This window comes from Corynebacterium sp. L4757 (genome assembly GCF_043673995.1).
Classification (GTDB): domain Bacteria; phylum Actinomycetota; class Actinomycetes; order Mycobacteriales; family Mycobacteriaceae; genus Corynebacterium.
The window spans coordinates 306,987-322,895 of sequence record NZ_JBIMEN010000001.1 but is presented as its reverse complement, the minus strand read 5'-3'; the positions used below and the strand labels follow the sequence as shown (position 1 = coordinate 322,895).

Sequence of the window (15,909 nt, the reverse complement as noted above, 5' to 3'; positions counted from 1 at the left end):
CGTGTGGCTAATGTGACGAGAGGGGTAAGTGCGGCTAAAGTTACAAGCATGTCTGTCAAGAATGCTTCTCGCCCTTCACGTCGACCTCGCTCTGGTACTAAGAGTGCGAATCGGTCGCGTCCTGCTGGCGCACGGAGCGGATCTGCTACAGAAACCAAATTGCAGGTAACCCAAAGCGCTGCTGGTTCACATCAAAGAACTGGAAGCGCCTTTGGCGCTGTCGGTCGTGGACTTTCCAAGGCTGTTGGTGCAACTGCACGGGGGGTCGGCAGCGCAACGCGTGCTGTCGGCAGTGGAATTGCAAGCTTGAAGCCCTCGAGCGATTATGACGAGCATGACAATGTAGACGAACAAGAAGTAAGGGAGTACGAAGACATTTCGGACAAGCCCGCACCGCGTAAGCGCCGTAAATCTAGCGTGACCTCCAAGGCGCGTCGTGAAGAAGACATTGATGAGCTATCCCTGGATGATTTTGGGGATGAAGAAGCCGTCGACGAGATGCAAGAAGACAGCGATGAGGGGCCAGGGTGGCGCGTAAGCAATCCTGATGCAGTTGGTTTGATTCTGCTTGGTCTGGCAGCAATCGTTGGCGCCTCGGTGTGGCTGGATATTGCCGGGCCTATTGGTGCTGCGATCGCGCATGCTATTCACCTCGTAATCGGTGCTGGTGCACTCGTGCTGCCAGTGGCGCTTATCGCCTTAGCTCTAGCCCTCATGCTTGACATTAGTGCGCCAGAGACGGGTATCCCGGTTCGTGTCGTCATTGGCACCACGATGATTGTCGTGGCAATGCTCGGACTGATCCACATCTTTGCTGGCAATCCATCCGGCTGGGAAGATCGCATTGCCGCCGGTGGTGCTATCGGCGCTTGGACGGGCGGACTGCTGGCTGCAGGTTTTTCTTCCTATGTGGCCGCACCTTTGTTGATTCTGGTCATTATCTATGGAGCGCTGCGCGTTACGGGTATCACCGTGCGTGAAGCCATTGATTATGTATCCGACCTTATTAAGTCCGCGACCTCACCAGCAGACGCTGCTGATCACGAAGACTATGAAGATGATGATCTCTATGGCTCCGTTAGCAATGAGATCGACCAGATTGAAACTGGCCGCACGCGCACCCCACGGACTTCTCCTCGCCCAACTCCACGCGTGACCCCGAAGTCTCCAATGGAGGCATACCCAGCTCCAGCTCCTGAGCCTGGCCGTTACCCAGTTGATGAGGGACCGTCTGAAAACGATACGCAGGTGCTTCCTGCAATGAAGGCTCCAACCACGCCTGCAAAGCCAACTACGCCGAAGCCGGCTGCGCCGAAGTCTGCTCCGGAACCAACTCGTGTGATCGAGAAGCCGGAACCAGTAGAAACACCGGAGGAAGCACCTGCTTCCTCGAATGACGTTGTCTCTTCATCCCAAGATGCCATGCGTCAAGCAATCTTGGCACGCTCCGGTGTAGATCCAGCCACCGGAAAGCCAGCGGCAGATCCTTCGTCCGATGCAGATGAAGAGTCATTTGGTTCGGAAGACGCAGCATTCGAGGCTCCAGATTATGAGATTCCGGAAACCTCGCTATTGGCTCCAGGCGCACCATCGAAAGAACGCACTGAAGTTAATGACCGGACTATTGACGCGATCACGGAGGTCTTTGAAGAATTCAAGATCAATGCCGCAGTCACTGGCTTTAGCCGTGGCCCAACAGTGACGCGCTATGAAATCGAGCTTGGCCCTGGCGTTAAGGTCTCAAAGATTACGAACCTGCAGTCCAACTTGGCGTATGCAGTGGCTACCGAGAATGTTCGCCTGCTTACTCCGATTCCTGGTAAGTCGGCGGTGGGTATTGAGGTTCCAAATCCTGACCGCGAGATGGTTCGTTTGCGTGAGGTGCTGGAGGCGCCGGCAACTGTTGCTGACCATGACCCGATGCTGATTGGCTTGGGTAAGGATATTGAAGGTGAATTCATCTCTGCATCAGTACAGAAGATGCCGCACCTTCTTGTTGCTGGTGCAACTGGTTCCGGTAAGTCAGCATTCGTGAACTCCTTGCTGGTTTCTTTGCTGACGCGAGCAACACCAGAGGATGTGCGTTTGATTCTGGTTGACCCAAAGATGGTGGAATTGACGCCGTACGAAGGTATTCCACACCTGATAACGCCGATCATTACTCAGCCGAAGAAGGCTGCTGCAGCACTGCAGTGGCTGGTTGAGGAAATGGAACAGCGATACATGGACATGAAGTCTGCGCGCGTTCGTCACATCAAGGACTTCAACCGAAAGGTTCGCTCCGGTGAACTCACTGCTCCTCCAGGTTCGCAGCGTGAGATGCGTCCTTATCCATTCATCATCTGCGTGGTCGACGAGCTGGCCGACTTGATGATGACTGCGCCAAAGGAGATTGAGGACTCGATCGTGCGCATTACTCAGAAGGCACGTGCTGCCGGTATCCACTTGGTTCTTGCTACTCAGCGTCCATCCGTGGACGTAGTTACCGGTCTGATTAAGACCAACGTGCCTTCACGTCTGGCATTCGCGACTTCCTCCTTGACTGACTCACGAGTTATTTTGGACCAGCCTGGTGCAGAAAAGCTCATTGGTATGGGTGACGCCTTGTTTATTCCACAGGGCGGGCGACCAGTTCGTGTCCAGGGTGCTTTCGTTTCTGATGAAGAGGTACAAGCTGTCGTTGAAGCAGCTAAGGATCAGGCACAGCCTAACTACACCGAAGGTGTGACCGAAGAAAAGGCTAGTGAGAAGAAGGTCATCGATGATGACATCGGCAAGGACATGGATGACCTGCTTGAAGCCGTTGACCTCGTTGTCACCTCACAGCTGGGTTCGACCTCCATGTTGCAGCGTAAGCTGCGCATCGGTTTCGCGAAGGCCGGCCGACTCATGGACTTGATGGAATCGCGCGGCGTAGTGGGGCCTTCCGAAGGCTCTAAGGCACGTGAAGTCCTGGTAAAGCCAGAAGAGCTGGAAACCATCGTGTGGATGATTAAGGGCGCTGACCCAGCGGATGCTCCGAAGGAAGTCCAAGAAGAAATGGCAGCGGAACAAAGCTCAGATTCCGATGCAACACCAGAGCCCGACTCGGGGGAAGACACGCAAACTGTCCAGGCAACTTATAACCCCACCAACGGCGCGTTCTAGAAAAATCGCCCCACCTACTTCAGACGTTGATCAGGTGGGGCGTTCGTGTACACTATGACAAGTATTGGAGGGGAGTACCCCATCTTTCGGCACTGATCGTCAACACGGCAGAGTTACGCGGAATTACCAATAATTCCAGCGCAGATTCTCCCGGTCGTGTCGGCCTAATTTTTTAGGCGGGGGAGACCTCCGGTCAATTTAAGCTTTCACTACGACCGGAGGATATGCCAATGGGTGTGCCACTTTGGATCTGGATATTGACGCTTGCTGTCATTGCCGGATTTTTCATTTTTGACTTTTACTCCCACGTTCGAACTCCACATGAGCCAACGCTCAAGGAATCGGGTACGTGGACCATTTTCTACGTTGCTATTGCATTGCTCTTCGGCCTGCTGGTGTGGGGTCTATGGGACCAAGAACATGCAGTGCAGTACTACACGGGTTACGTGACCGAGAAAGCACTTTCGGTAGACAACCTCTTCGTCTTCGCCCTGATTATGGGCGCGTTCAAGATTCCACGTAAGTACCAGCAAAAAGTACTGCTCATTGGTATTGTCCTGGCGCTGCTATTCCGCTTGATCTTCATTTTGCTGGGTGCAGCACTGATTGCTGCTTGGTCGGATATCTTCTACCTCTTCGCAATCTTCCTTATCGCAACCGCTGTCAAGCTTGTTATTGATGAGGTCCGTGATGCTCCAGAAACCGATCCGAATGACATGCTGGTCATCAAGTGGCTGCGCAAGGTTGTTCACGTTACCCCGCGCTATCACAGCGATAAGCTGACCCACCGTGTGGAAGAGGGTCCAAAGAAGGGCAAGCTGGCTCTTACCCCGCTCTTCGTTGCGCTGATTGCTATCGGCTTGGTCGACATCATGTTCGCGTTCGACTCCATTCCAGCTATCTACGGTATTACTTCTGAGCCATTCTTGGTGTTTACCACCAACGCATTCTCCCTGATGGGTCTGCGTCAGATGTACTTCTTGCTTGATGGTCTGCTGGATCGTCTGGTGTACCTGTCCTATGGACTGGGCGTTATCTTGGGCTTCATTGGCGTCAAACTGCTGCTGCACGCCCTCCACGAGAACAACTTGTTCTTCATCAATGGTGGTGAGAACGTTGGCGTTCCAGAAATTCCAACCCTGACATCGCTTGTGGTGATCGTTGGTGTGCTTGTTGTGACGGTCATTGCGTCTGTCATCAAGGACAAGCGTGATGAAGCCCAAGGCGGTATTCACATCTCCCACAACCACTATGACTGGGATGATGAGGGCAATAAGATTGTCCGCGACCGTAAGGGTGAGTACGTCGGCCTTGCATCCGAACTCCCTGAAAGCGAGTTGCCTTCAACGAAGTAGGCAATTAACTATAGCGAGTCAGCCTGAAGCGCTCGTGCTGAGAGAATAAAGAAGGTCGGTGTCCATCTGCAGATGGGCACCGACCTTTGATGTTTTATTGGTAGATGAGATTAGAAGTCGAACACCGCAGACTTGGGGCTCCACTCGCGAATTTCACGCTTGGTGACAAGTTCTTCAATCCAATAAGGATCTCCGTCCATGATGGTGATGACGTCTTCCATCGTGGTTTCTTCATTGAGCTGCAAGATAATGAGTGCACCCCCTTTGGAATCGGTGAAAGGCCCTGAGCCCACAATCTGGTCTTGGTTGAAAAGGGTGCCGATGAATTCGCGGTGCTTTGGACGGACGTCATCAAGGCGAGGGTGGTTAGGGTTATATTCGTACATAACTGCGTAGAACTTCATGGTGTAATTCTACGCATAATGACGGGGTGGATCATGAATACTTCAGGCACGGTAATATGTCTGGTGTGACCACTCCAAAAGATAGCGTAAATCCAGATTCCGGTGCGGCGAAGCCCTCTAACTGGAACCTTCCAAACGTCCTGACCAGTTTGCGCATCTTATTCATCCCTGTATTCGTTTGGCTTGTACTAGCTAATCACGAGTGGTGGGCTTTTGGTCTGTTCGTGGTCTTGATGATTACGGACAAACTTGACGGTGATATTGCGCGTGCACGCGGACTGGTGACGGACTTCGGCAAGATTGCTGACCCAATCGCTGACAAGGCCTTGATGACGGCTGCTTTGGTGAGCCTCAACATCATTGGTGTTCTCCCCGTATGGATTACCGTGGTTATACTAGTACGCGAGTTTGGTATTACATTCTGGCGGATGTGGATGCTGCGCAACGGCAAGGTTGTTCCTGCATCAAAGGGCGGCAAGCTTAAAACTGTCCTGCAAGCATTCGCAGTAGCGCTGTATTTGTGCCCATTGCCTGCCTGGATGGATATACCAAGCTTCATCGTCATGCTGCTGGCCGTAGCGGTGACCGTTGTGACCGGTGCCCAGTATCTAATTGATGCGAGAAAGCATAATTAAGTGAGTGCTAAAGAAGTCGTGCTTCGGCTAACCGAGCGAGGGGAGACCCTCGCTTTTTGCGAATCTTTGTCGGCAGGACTTGCGAGCGCGACCATTGCTACAGTCCCAGGAGCTTCAGCTGTGCTGCGCGGCGGAATCATTACGTATGCAACCGAACTCAAAGTTGCACTCGCGCATGTTCCGCAGGAGCTGGTGGATGAATACAGCGTCATCTCACCGGAGGTTGCTGAAGCAATGGCGGTTGGAGCACGCCAAGCATGTGGTTCAACGTGGGCCTTGTCCCTAACTGGTGTCGCTGGACCTGACCCCCAGGACGGACATCCGGTGGGTGAGGTCTATATCGCGTGCGCTGGTCCGAATGGTGTCACGAGTATTCGAGCGATGAGTGCGGACTCAGTAGGTGGCATGTTGAGCGGGGATCGCAATAGTATCCGGCTGCAAGCAGTGGAACATTCACTGCAGTTACTTCTTCAGCAATTAACACAATGAACTGGGATAATAAACAATTTTAGGGAGCTGGGAACAAACTAATCCCGTCCTTCGTTGTAATTAGTAATGAACACTACAACCGCACTCCTCGAAAAGTCCCAAGACTCTCACGCAATCAAGGAAGCGCACAGTGCTCGTGTTCTACATCCCGAGCCACTGTTGCGAGAAGCACTTGGTCTGACCTTGCGTGCCTTCCGCGCTGATAAAGGCGTTACTTTGCGTGAACTCGCTGCAAACGCTCACGTTTCCCCCGGATACTTGTCTGAACTGGAACGTGGACGTAAGGAAGTCTCGTCTGAAATGTTGGCTGCCGTCTGCCATGCGCTGGATGCTTCAGTTTCTGATGTTCTCATTGAAGCAGCAGGAAACATGGCGCTGCCAAGCGTTAATGAAGAATTGGCTTCCACTACTCCTGCTGCCTCTGAGGCCTAAACGTTCAGAATCGGATTCCCGGTTCTTGACGTAAAAGTATGAGCTATATTTAGTCTCATACAGCACTTCGGTGCCGTTTTCGCTACCATTGTGGCTGTAGAATTCTAAGGTAGTTTTAAACTTAGTAAAAAGACAATCTAAATCGAAAAGATTTGAATGAAAGGCCTGGGACTATGGCTAACCCTTTTGTGAAGGCTTGGAAGTACTTGATGGCTTTGTTCGACTCCAAGATCGAGGAGAACGCAGACCCTAAGGTACAGATCGAGCAGGCAATTCAGGACGCACAGCGTCAGCACCAGGAATTGTCCCAGCAGGCTGCCGCAGTCATTGGTAACCAGCGTCAGCTGGAAATGCAGCTCAACCGCCGTCTCGGTGAGATTGAGAAGCTACAGGGTAATACCCGTCAGGCGCTGGAGCTGGCTGATAAAGCTCGCGCTCAGGGCGATGAAGCTAAGGCAGTTGAGTACGAGAATGCGGCTGAGGCTTTCGCAGCACAGCTGGTTACTGCTGAGCAGGCAGTAGAAGATTCTAAGCGTCTGCACGATCAGGCTCTGCAGCAGGCAGACCAGGCGAAGAAGGCTGTTGAACGTAACGCTGGCACCTTGCGTGAGAAGGTTGCTGAGCGTTCCAAGCTGCTGAGCCAGCTGGAGCAGGCGAAGATGCAGGAGAAGGTCTCTGATTCTCTCTCCAGCATGAACGAACTGACCAGCAACGGCGGTCCTTCTCTGGACTCCGTTCGCGACAAGATTGAGCGTCGTTACTCTAAGGCACTGGGCCAGGCTGAGTTGGCAGCTGACTCTGTGGAAGGCCGTATGGCTGAGGTCCAGCAAGCTGGCATCCAGATGGCTGGTCACTCCCGCTTGGAGCAGATTCGTGCTGAGATGAATAGCAATAAGGCTGTTGAGTCCGGTTCTTCTAATGGAAACAGCGCAATCGAGTCCGGCTCCACGAATGCACAACCATCTGCTTCTGATGATGCGGTTCAGGCTCGTCTGCGCGAGCTGCGTGGTGAGTAGTTTCTAGCAATACCGCTAGTACAAAAGTGTGTGGGACTTCCCGAGGGAAGCCCCACACACTTTTTATTTACATATTTTTACTCTGCCGGTTTATGCAGTCGGTGCAGGTTCCAGATTCTTCTTCTTTTGTGAAATCAGGTCGGGGAACGCTGTGTGGACACCGAGCGCGATGATGATCACGACGGTCATTTCGATGCTTGCGGCTGGGATGAACGCAAGCTGAGCAGCAACTGCTTCAACGACTCCCAGGCCAGAACGAATCATCAGACCAATGGCGCCAAAGATGTACTGGGTGAAAAGAGCAGCAAATGCAGCTGCAATGAATATGAGTACGCGCGTGATCTTCTTGCGGGGTGCGCGGTAGGCGATGAGTCCTGCGATAGCAGGGGAGAAGACATAGCCAATAATATAGCCAGCTGTAGGGCCCGCCAGGGCGCGTAACGTGGTGCCGCCGCCAGCGAGTACTGGGAATGCTAAACCAATGGTGAGGAAGAGCAGTCCAACATAAAGGCCGCGGCGACCGCCCACAATGAGGCCGGTGAGAATCAACGCTGAGTTTTGCACCACGATTGGGACACCGGCGGTGCCCACTGGGATGGCCACGAAGGCTAGGACAATAATGAGAGTGGTAAAGACCGCGACATATGCGAGGTCGGTTGCGGTGTTCTTCTTCATGGAAGTCTTTCTTTTAGTCGCCGACACCTCGGGCTTGGAGGGCCTCACCAATAGAGCGGGCGCGGCGGATTGAACGAATTAATACTGGGGTGCCAAAAGCCGCAATAGAAAAGCCCGCACCACGGGCTTTTCGGGCATCAAGTACCTCACCTACGGTGGCGAACATGAGCGGGATGAGCCGGATAGTGAGCGACATGGCCAGGGTGACAGTGTCAACGGGGAAACCGAAACGCTCCAGTGGTGCGAGCGAGGACTCCACGGATTCCATGATTTCATCAATTGTCGAGGTCAGAGTCAGCAAGAACGCAACTAAAATAGAGGCGAAGATTGATAAGAACATGGCCACTGCATAATCGAGGTCTTTCGACCACCACTGGAAGGCTGCCAACGGCACCAGAATGATGAGCGGGGGCCACAGCTGGGACAAAGCAATCTTGGCCGGAATTCTAGCCACGAAATAAAGCGACGCCCCGAGGAGGCAAGCAATGACTCCGCGCATCGGGCTGGTCGCCACTATTGATGTGGTGAGAATGAAGAGGATGATAAAAAGCAGTTTCCAACTCGCGCGCATCCGATGGATTGGAGTGTCTTTATCAACGTAGACGGCTAGTGGAATGTTCTTCGTTTTCACTGCAGTGCTCGCTGTTCCATTAAATCGGTATAGAAGTCAATGGCCTCACCGGGGGCGCCGTCGTATGCGACCGCATGGTTATCAATGCAGATAACGCGGTCAAAGTCAGATAAAAACTCCAGGTCATGCGTAACCACAACGACCTGCTGCTCTAGGGCAGCAAACTCGCGGCGAATGCGATTGCGGTTGATTAAATCCAGCAGCGTGGTTGGCTCATCTGCCAGAATGAGTATTGGGTCGGTGACCAAAACCGCGGCCATCGCAAGCATTTGTTTCTGCCCACCAGAGAGCGTATGAGGCGAGTTGTCCGCTAGTTCTGTGAGCTGAAAGCGGGCGAGCGCGGCATCGACCAGCGCATTGCGCTCAGCTTTCGGAAGCTTGAAACGGCGCAGTGAGAAAGCCACGTCATCACGTACATTCGGCATCACGATCTGATTTTCTGCATCAGAAAAGATGAACCCAATCTTGCGGCGCAATTCCTTGCCATTTTCAGAAACATCCATGCCATCGACTGAAACTGTGCCGGAAGTAGGCTCTCCCAGTCCATTAATCAGCCTGGTCATGGTTGACTTACCGGAACCATTTGCGCCAATGATGCCAATGCGGTGTTCTGTGAGATCCAGATTGATACCGCTCAGCACTGGGGTTTCATCAAAGGAGACACTGACATTGTCGAACTTAATGTGAGGCACTAACGAGTTCTTTCTTCTTTTTCTTTGCGAGCAAGTCAGGGAAAGCTGCATGCACGCCGACGGCGATGATGATTGCTACAACAATCTTTGCACTATCTGGTGCCAGGAAAGGAATCTGTGCAGCGAAAGCGGCCGAGGCATCCAGGCCGGAACGGAACATCAGGCCAATTGAACCACAGACGTACTGGACAGCCAGACCAGCGAAAGCAGCAATCGCCAAAGTGATGACCATGCCCGCCTTCTTGCGTGGGGCACGGTAAGCAATGAGACCGGCAACGGCAGGGGAGATGACATAGCCAATGATGTAGCCTGCAGTTGGACCCGCCAGTGCACGTAGTGTGGTGCCACCGCCGGCGAGTACTGGCAATGCAAGGCCGAGAATCAAAAAGAGTAGACCGACATAAAGGCCGCGGCGACCGCCGAGGACCAAACCAGCGAGAATGATGGCAGCATTCTGCATGACGATGGGAACGCCAGCACCACCAACTGGAATGGATACGAATGCAAGGACAACCACAAGTGCGGTAAAGACCGCCACGTAAGCCAGGTCTGTGGCTAGGGAATTCTTTTTCATAAAAAGGTACTGTATTACACCTTTGTTATTGCTGGCAAACGTATATTTTGAACAGTGTACTGAACGGTGTTTAAGCAGGGGGTTTGGAAGGCTGCGCTATGATAGCCTCCATGCGACTAACGGAGTTTGAGCAATTGCTGCAAGACGTTTTCGGCACCCCGCAGGGGCGGTGGATTTCCCACTCTCATGTGGTGTCCACGCTTGGTGATACTCCGGATGCTTTAATCGAACGCGGTTACGATTTGACTAAAGTGTGGAACGGGCTCTGTGATGATTTTTCAGTACCGGAAGGTGAACGCCTAGGTATTGACCGGCCTGGAAAATGATATAGGGACACTCCGTATTCGAATATGCAATCGAAAAGATGTGCGTGTAATATTCGATGTGTCTGATGCGGGCATTATTGTGAGCCGCGTATAAAAGTTCAGCGTGGGAACTAATCACCTCATGACTGAGTCTAGGAAATATAGTGGGCATTACACCACGTGCCCAGAAACCGTGAATTAAATTCGAAGGAAGATAATGGCTGCGAAAAAGAAGACCACAGCGACGAAGCCAGGTGAGGATCGTAAGAAGGCCCTCGATGCCGCAATGTCCATGATTGAAAAGGACTTCGGTAAAGGCGCCATCATGCGCTTGGGCGAAGAAAACCGCCCACCAATTCAGGCTATCTCGTCCGGTAATACCGCGATTGACATTGCACTTGGTATCGGTGGCTTCCCACGCGGCCGCGTCATCGAAGTTTATGGCCCTGAGTCTTCTGGTAAAACCACTGTGGCCCTGCATGCCATTGCGGAAGCGCAGAAGGATGGCGGCATCGCAGCATTCATCGACGCTGAGCATGCTCTTGACCCAGAATACGCTCGCCTGCTGGGTGTTGATACTGATAACCTGCTCGTTTCCCAGCCTGATACAGGTGAGCAAGCACTTGAGATCGCTGACATGTTGGTGCGTTCAGGCGCGATTGACATTATCGTCATTGACTCGGTTGCGGCACTGACTCCAAAGGCTGAAATTGAAGGTGAGATGGGTGACTCTCACGTTGGTCTGCAGGCGCGTTTGATGTCGCAGGCGCTGCGTAAGATGACTGGTGCTCTCTATAACTCGGGCACCACCGCAATCTTTATTAACCAGCTGCGTGAAAAGATTGGCGTGATGTTCGGTTCGCCTGAAACCACGACAGGTGGTAAGGCTCTGAAGTTCTATGCTTCAGTCCGTTGTGACATCCGTCGTATCCAGACACTTAAGGATGGGCAAGATGCGATTGGTAACCGTACCCGCTTGAAGATTGTGAAGAACAAGGTTTCTCCACCATTCAAGATTGCGGAATTCGACATCATGTACGGCGAAGGTATCTCTCGTGAGTCTTCCATTATTGACCTGGGTGTTGAGCACGGATTTATTAAGAAGTCCGGTTCTTGGTTTACCTATGAGGGCGATCAGCTAGGCCAGGGCAAGGAAAAGTCTCGTATGTTCTTGAAGCAGAACAAGGACTTGGCCGATGAGATTGAAAAGAAGATCTTCCAGAAGCTCGGTGTTGGTGAATTTGCCAAGACCGCGGGTGAGGAAGAGACACCGATGGATGTTCCAGGTTCGGAGGATCCGTTGACTGATGATCCGGCGGGCTTTGTTCCAAACGTCGATTTTGATGATGACGAAGAGTAAATAGTTAGATTGCACGCGGCACTTGGTTTTCAGGTGCCGCGTCTTTTGTGTGTGAACCCAAGGAATAATAGTGAGTGCATATCAACCGGATCCTGAGAAAGTAGCAAAGCTACGCCAAGCGCTGGAGGACTATTCTGAAGGCCAAGTGGAGAACCAGCTTTTCGACCACGAAGCCGAAGAGGCCAAGGCTGATGTGCGTGCTCGTGCGCTGCGTTTGTTGGACGAGCGTGCACGGTCGCGTCAGGAACTTCATGACCGTTTGGTGAAGCTCGAATTCGAGGTGCCAGTTATTGAAGCGGTGCTTGATGATCTCACTCAGGTGGGATTGATTAATGATGAACATTTCGCATCTGAATGGGTACGTCAACGCCACGCTCGGCGTGGAAAGTCAGCGCGGGCGCTCAATCAGGAACTTATTCGCAAAGGCATAAGCTCATCGGTCCGTGCACAAGCGTTAGAGCAGATTGATGACTCCGATGAAGAAGAAATGGCTTGGAGCCTGGCAGTAAAGAAGGCGCGGTCTATTAAGAAAGCGCCGGAAGACTATGCCGAGCGCGAAAAAGCACTCCGCCGGATTGTTGGAGTGCTGTCACGTCGAGGCTTTAATGAAGGAATGTCCCTATCTCTTGCCAGGAAGGCTCTAGATGAGCGCCTAGAAGAAATAGGGACAGACGAGGATTAAGCAGGTTGCTTACTCGGATGGGTTGCGGATTTCTTTGTATCCCGGCGCGTGCCAGTCAACATTGACGTTGTCCTTGGTGTCCAAACCCTGATCGGGTGCCTCTGGGACCTTGGCAACAATGTTCTTGCGGGCTCGGCCAGCGCGTAGCTGGCGTTCGATTCGCTGAGCCAGGGAAGTCAGACCCCAATTGATGAGAACCATAATGATTCCGACAATGACCAAGGAAGCCAAGAAGTTCTGGTTATAGGACGCAGACTGAATACCGGAGCGAACAATCTCGACGTAACCAATCTGGTAGCCCAAAGCGGAGTCCTTCAAAGCGATGACCATCTGTGCGATCAACGCAGGCAACATGGCGGCGATAGCTTGCGGCAACAGGACTTTGTACATGGTCAGACGGTGTGAGAGGCCAAGCGCCTTGGCGGCTTCGGTTTGACCTTTCGGAAGCGACCGAATGCCGGAGCGAAGAATCTCAGCGATGACTGAGCCGTTGTACAGTGTCAAAGCGGTGACCACAGCAGAAAACGCGAGCTGCCGTGAGGGGACCACGTTGTACACTGCAAAGAGCTGGTAGGCGAAGATCATCAGCAGCAGAACTGGGATGGCACGGAAAAACTCAACAATAACGCCGCAGACCAGGCGGACGAACCCGTTTTCAGAAAGACGTCCAAGTCCCAGGACTACGCCGAATATGCAGGCCAGCAAAATGGATGCGAAAGCAGAGAAAAGCGTGCCACGTAGGCCAGGTAGCAGGTAGGTGGTCCAGGTTTGCGCCTGCAGGAATGGTGCCCAAAGTTGGCTTTCGAATTGACCATTATTATTTAGGGTCCATCCAATCCATCCAATGATGGCGAGGAATACTAGTAGGGCAATTCCGGAGTAGATGCGGTTATTGCGGCGGCCCTTGGGGCCGGGTGCGTCATAGAGGACGGTAGCGCGTACAGACATTACTTCTTCACCGCCAAACGCTCAGAAAGTTTGCCCAGACCAAGACCCATGGGGAGGGTGAGGATGATGAATCCGAGTGCGAAGATGAAGAAGATGATGAAGAGCTGATTAGCGTGGTTTTCAATCGTTGATTTCATCAGCAGCGAAGCTTCCGCCACGCCGATGGTTGATGCAATCGTGGTGTTCTTCGTCAGAGCGATAAGAGTATTGCCCAGTGGGACGATCGCCGCGCGTACGGCTTGCGGGAATACAATGGTCCTAAAGGTATCGCTGAAGCTCAAACCTAGCGAGCGGGCTGCTTCCGCCTGGCCAAAGTCAACCGTGTTAATACCGGAACGCAAAGACTCCGCGACAAACGCTGAGGTGTAGAGAATGAAGCCTAAGATTGCGAGTCGGAAGTTATTGTCCGATAAGAAGGTCTGTGATTCGCGGCTCGCTAAGGCCAATCCTAGATTCTGATAAAGGCCGAAGGAACAGAAAAGGACAATCAGCGTCAGCGGCGTATTACGTACCACGGAGATGTAGAACGTCGACGTGGAACGCAAGATTGCAACAGGGGAGACCCTCATGGTGGTGAGGATGGTTCCTAAAATTAGCGAACCCAGAGCTGACCAGAATGTCAGTTGAATGGTGATCCAAAACGCAGGCCATAGGCCTGGTAGGAGCTGATCCCACATGGCGTTCATAATTCTCCTTGCTGATATGAAAACGCGAATGGTGGTTTAAGTCAGTTGAGCCCCGGCTGTTTATTACTGGCTGGGGCTCATCAAGGGTTTATCTCGACGCTGCTGGATTATTCATCCAAGAAGGAGAGGTCACCTGGGGTGCCCTGGGTGATGCCTTCTCCCTCGCCCATGTTGTTGGAGATGAATTCGTCATAGGAACCGTCTTCAAACATTGCCTCCAGGGCAGCGTTGATGGCGTCAGTGCCCTCAGTGTCATCCTTGGTGAGACCAATGCCGTAGTACTCATTGGTGAATGGTTCGCCGTCCTTCTCCAGCTCGACCACGCGGAAGTTGCCTGGTGCCTGGGTAGAGTAGCCGTGCAGGATGGTCGCATCTGTGGTCATTGCATCAACATTGCCCTGACGCAGTGCTTCGGTACAGCTGGAGTAGGTGTCATATTCCTGCAGCTGAACGGAAGGAAGCGCGTCCTTCACGGTCTGCGCTGGGGTGGAGCCAGTAACGGAGCACAGAATCTTGCCATCCAAGTCATCCAGACCATTGATGTCAGAGTTGGACTCTTGCACCAGCAATGCCTGGTGGGTAAGCAGGTATGGGCCGCCGAAATTGACGGACTCGGAGCGTCCAGTGTTGATGGAATAGGTTGCTGCAATCATGTCCACCTCACCATTTTGGATGAGGGTTTCACGCTGCGCGGAAGGGGATTCACGCCACTCAATGGTCGGTTCCTCCCAGCCATTTTCAGCAGCGATTGAGTTGACCACATAGGTGGCTATATCAACATCCAGACCAGTCATGGTTCCGTCGGGCTCACGGAGACCAAGGCCCGGCTGGTCATACTTGGTGCCGAGGGTGACATTGCCAGCCTCAATGGAGGCAAGCAGGCCGTCGCCTTCGCCGGAGGAGTCGCCACAGGCGGCGAGCAGGCTTCCGGAGATGGCAACGGTACCAATGATTGCGGCGATACGAGTAGTGGAACGGGACATGATGTTAACTCCTTGAGTTGAGTAATAGGGATGATGCTGTCAGAACTAGTGGGAAAGAATCTTGCCCAAGAAATCTTTGGCGCGATCGGACTGTGGATTATCGAAGAAAGAAGTGGGGTCGGTATCTTCGACGATTTCACCATCAGCCATAAATAGAATTCGGTCGGCGGCACGGCGGGCGAAGCCCATCTCATGGGTGACGACGACCATGGTCATTCCTTCTTTGGCCAACGTTGCCATAACGTCCAAGACCTCATTCACCATTTCTGGATCCAGCGCTGAGGTTGGCTCATCGAAGAGCATGACTTTGGGTTCCATCGCCAGCGCTCGTGCAATCGCAACACGCTGCTGCTGTCCACCGGAAAGCTGAGCTGGGTATTTCTTGGCCTGATTGCCGATGCCGACGCGGTCGAGCAGCTGCATAGCGCGGTCTTCCGCAGCAGACTTCTTCAGCTTTCGCACCTTGATTGGTCCCAGCGTGACATTGTCTAAAATGGTCAGGTGAGGAAAGAGGTTGAACTGCTGGAATACCATGCCGACATCGGCACGCAGCTTCGCAAGCTTTGTACCTTCCTCCGGCAAAGTTGTGCCATCAATTTCGATGGTGCCTTCCTCAATTGTTTCAAGTCGATTGATGGTTCGGCAGAGCGTTGACTTGCCTGAGCCTGATGGCCCAAGCACAACAACGACCTGGCCATGTGGAATTTCAAGCTCAATATCTTTTAGTGCCTGGAAGTCATCGAAGAACTTCTGCACGCCGCTCATGCGAATCATCGGAGTGTCGGTCACTTCACTTTCTCCCTTCGCGTGTGTGTTGCAACATACTCCGAATGTTAGAGCCTGGAGGCGGCTCAGCTGTAATGGTTTAAATAACAACTTGGTAACCTTCGCAAAA

Annotated in this window: 18 protein-coding genes; 9 read left to right on the top strand and 9 right to left on the bottom strand. The window is 52.7% G+C overall.

Annotated elements, in window-relative coordinates:
- Positions 1–48 precede the first annotated feature (48 nt).
- Together ACG98I_RS01470 and ACG98I_RS01465 are read left to right on the top strand one after the other, a co-directional pair.
- Positions 49–3,147, top strand: coding sequence for a DNA translocase FtsK 4TM domain-containing protein (locus ACG98I_RS01470; protein WP_394717757.1), 3,099 nt, complete (start codon positions 49–51; stop codon positions 3,145–3,147).
- A gap of 230 nt (positions 3,148–3,377) precedes the next feature.
- The gene (locus ACG98I_RS01465) at positions 3,378–4,502 is read left to right on the top strand and encodes a TerC/Alx family metal homeostasis membrane protein (protein WP_394717756.1); all 1,125 of its coding nucleotides are present in this window, start codon (positions 3,378–3,380) and stop codon (positions 4,500–4,502) included.
- A gap of 110 nt (positions 4,503–4,612) precedes the next feature.
- Here ACG98I_RS01465 and ACG98I_RS01460 read toward each other — a convergent pair whose 3' ends face one another.
- A complete protein-coding gene (locus ACG98I_RS01460) occupies positions 4,613–4,906 on the bottom strand; it encodes a YciI family protein (protein ID WP_394717755.1) in 294 nt (97 codons plus the stop codon).
- A 56-nt stretch (positions 4,907–4,962) separates the two neighbouring features.
- On the opposite strand from ACG98I_RS01460, the gene pgsA reads away from it, so the two are divergent.
- The 4 genes from pgsA (at position 4,963) to ACG98I_RS01440 (ending at position 7,478) form a co-directional block, all read left to right on the top strand.
- Entirely contained in the window at positions 4,963–5,541 is a 579-nt protein-coding gene (pgsA, locus tag ACG98I_RS01455) for a CDP-diacylglycerol--glycerol-3-phosphate 3-phosphatidyltransferase (RefSeq protein ID WP_394717754.1), read from the top strand.
- Complete coding sequence (locus tag ACG98I_RS01450; protein ID WP_394717753.1) at positions 5,542–6,030, top strand: CinA family protein; 489 nt, start codon at positions 5,542–5,544, stop codon at positions 6,028–6,030.
- 66 nt (positions 6,031–6,096) lie between these two features.
- Positions 6,097–6,462, top strand: a complete 366-nt coding sequence (locus ACG98I_RS01445) for a helix-turn-helix domain-containing protein (RefSeq protein WP_394717752.1) — start codon at positions 6,097–6,099, stop codon at positions 6,460–6,462.
- Positions 6,463–6,635: 173 nt separating this feature from the next.
- Positions 6,636–7,478: a PspA/IM30 family protein gene (locus ACG98I_RS01440; protein ID WP_394717751.1), complete on the top strand. Its 843-nt coding sequence runs from the start codon at positions 6,636–6,638 to the stop codon at positions 7,476–7,478.
- Positions 7,479–7,568: 90 nt separating this feature from the next.
- Here the strand turns inward: ACG98I_RS01440 and ACG98I_RS01435 are convergent, their stop codons facing one another.
- From ACG98I_RS01435 to ACG98I_RS01420, 4 genes are read right to left on the bottom strand one after another with little or no spacing between them, the layout of a single operon-like run.
- Entirely contained in the window at positions 7,569–8,153 is a 585-nt protein-coding gene (locus ACG98I_RS01435; protein ID WP_394717750.1) for a biotin transporter BioY, read from the bottom strand.
- 13 nt (positions 8,154–8,166) lie between these two features.
- Complete coding sequence (locus ACG98I_RS01430) at positions 8,167–8,724, bottom strand: energy-coupling factor transporter transmembrane component T family protein (protein ID WP_394718057.1); 558 nt, start codon at positions 8,722–8,724, stop codon at positions 8,167–8,169.
- A gap of 56 nt (positions 8,725–8,780) precedes the next feature.
- The gene (locus ACG98I_RS01425) at positions 8,781–9,476 is read right to left on the bottom strand and encodes an energy-coupling factor ABC transporter ATP-binding protein (protein ID WP_394717749.1); all 696 of its coding nucleotides are present in this window, start codon (positions 9,474–9,476) and stop codon (positions 8,781–8,783) included.
- Positions 9,463–10,050, bottom strand: coding sequence for a biotin transporter BioY (locus ACG98I_RS01420; protein ID WP_394717748.1), 588 nt, complete (start codon positions 10,048–10,050; stop codon positions 9,463–9,465). Before ACG98I_RS01420 ends, ACG98I_RS01425 begins: the two co-directional genes overlap by 14 nt.
- 98 nt (positions 10,051–10,148) lie before the next feature.
- Here ACG98I_RS01420 and ACG98I_RS01415 point away from each other — a divergent pair, with 98 nt between their 5' ends.
- From ACG98I_RS01415 to recX, 3 genes are all read left to right on the top strand, one after another.
- Positions 10,149–10,376: a DUF3046 domain-containing protein gene (locus tag ACG98I_RS01415; RefSeq protein ID WP_394717747.1), complete on the top strand. Its 228-nt coding sequence runs from the start codon at positions 10,149–10,151 to the stop codon at positions 10,374–10,376.
- A 196-nt stretch (positions 10,377–10,572) separates the two neighbouring features.
- The gene (gene recA, locus ACG98I_RS01410) at positions 10,573–11,715 is read left to right on the top strand and encodes a recombinase RecA (protein ID WP_394717746.1); all 1,143 of its coding nucleotides are present in this window, start codon (positions 10,573–10,575) and stop codon (positions 11,713–11,715) included.
- A 70-nt stretch (positions 11,716–11,785) separates the two neighbouring features.
- Entirely contained in the window at positions 11,786–12,397 is a 612-nt protein-coding gene (gene recX / locus ACG98I_RS01405; RefSeq protein WP_394717745.1) for a recombination regulator RecX, read from the top strand.
- Positions 12,398–12,406: 9 nt separating this feature from the next.
- Here the strand turns inward: recX and ACG98I_RS01400 are convergent, their stop codons facing one another.
- The 4 genes from ACG98I_RS01400 to gluA all read right to left on the bottom strand — a co-directional run bounded on the left by ACG98I_RS01400 (position 12,407) and on the right by gluA (position 15,788).
- Positions 12,407–13,345 carry an amino acid ABC transporter permease gene (locus ACG98I_RS01400; protein ID WP_394717744.1) on the bottom strand — a complete coding sequence of 313 codons (939 nt, stop codon included), beginning with the start codon at positions 13,343–13,345 and terminating at the stop codon, positions 12,407–12,409.
- A complete protein-coding gene (gene gluC, locus ACG98I_RS01395; RefSeq protein WP_394717743.1) occupies positions 13,345–14,031 on the bottom strand; it encodes a glutamate ABC transporter permease GluC in 687 nt (228 codons plus the stop codon). Before gluC ends, ACG98I_RS01400 begins: the two co-directional genes overlap by 1 nt.
- Positions 14,032–14,138: 107 nt before the next feature.
- On the bottom strand, positions 14,139–15,014 hold the full coding sequence (locus ACG98I_RS01390) for a glutamate ABC transporter substrate-binding protein (RefSeq protein ID WP_394717742.1): 876 nt from the start codon (positions 15,012–15,014) through the stop codon (positions 14,139–14,141).
- A gap of 45 nt (positions 15,015–15,059) precedes the next feature.
- Positions 15,060–15,788 (bottom strand): glutamate ABC transporter ATP-binding protein GluA, encoded by a 729-nt coding sequence (gluA, locus tag ACG98I_RS01385; protein ID WP_394718055.1) that lies wholly within the window; start codon positions 15,786–15,788, stop codon positions 15,060–15,062.
- Positions 15,789–15,909: the final 121 nt, after the last annotated feature.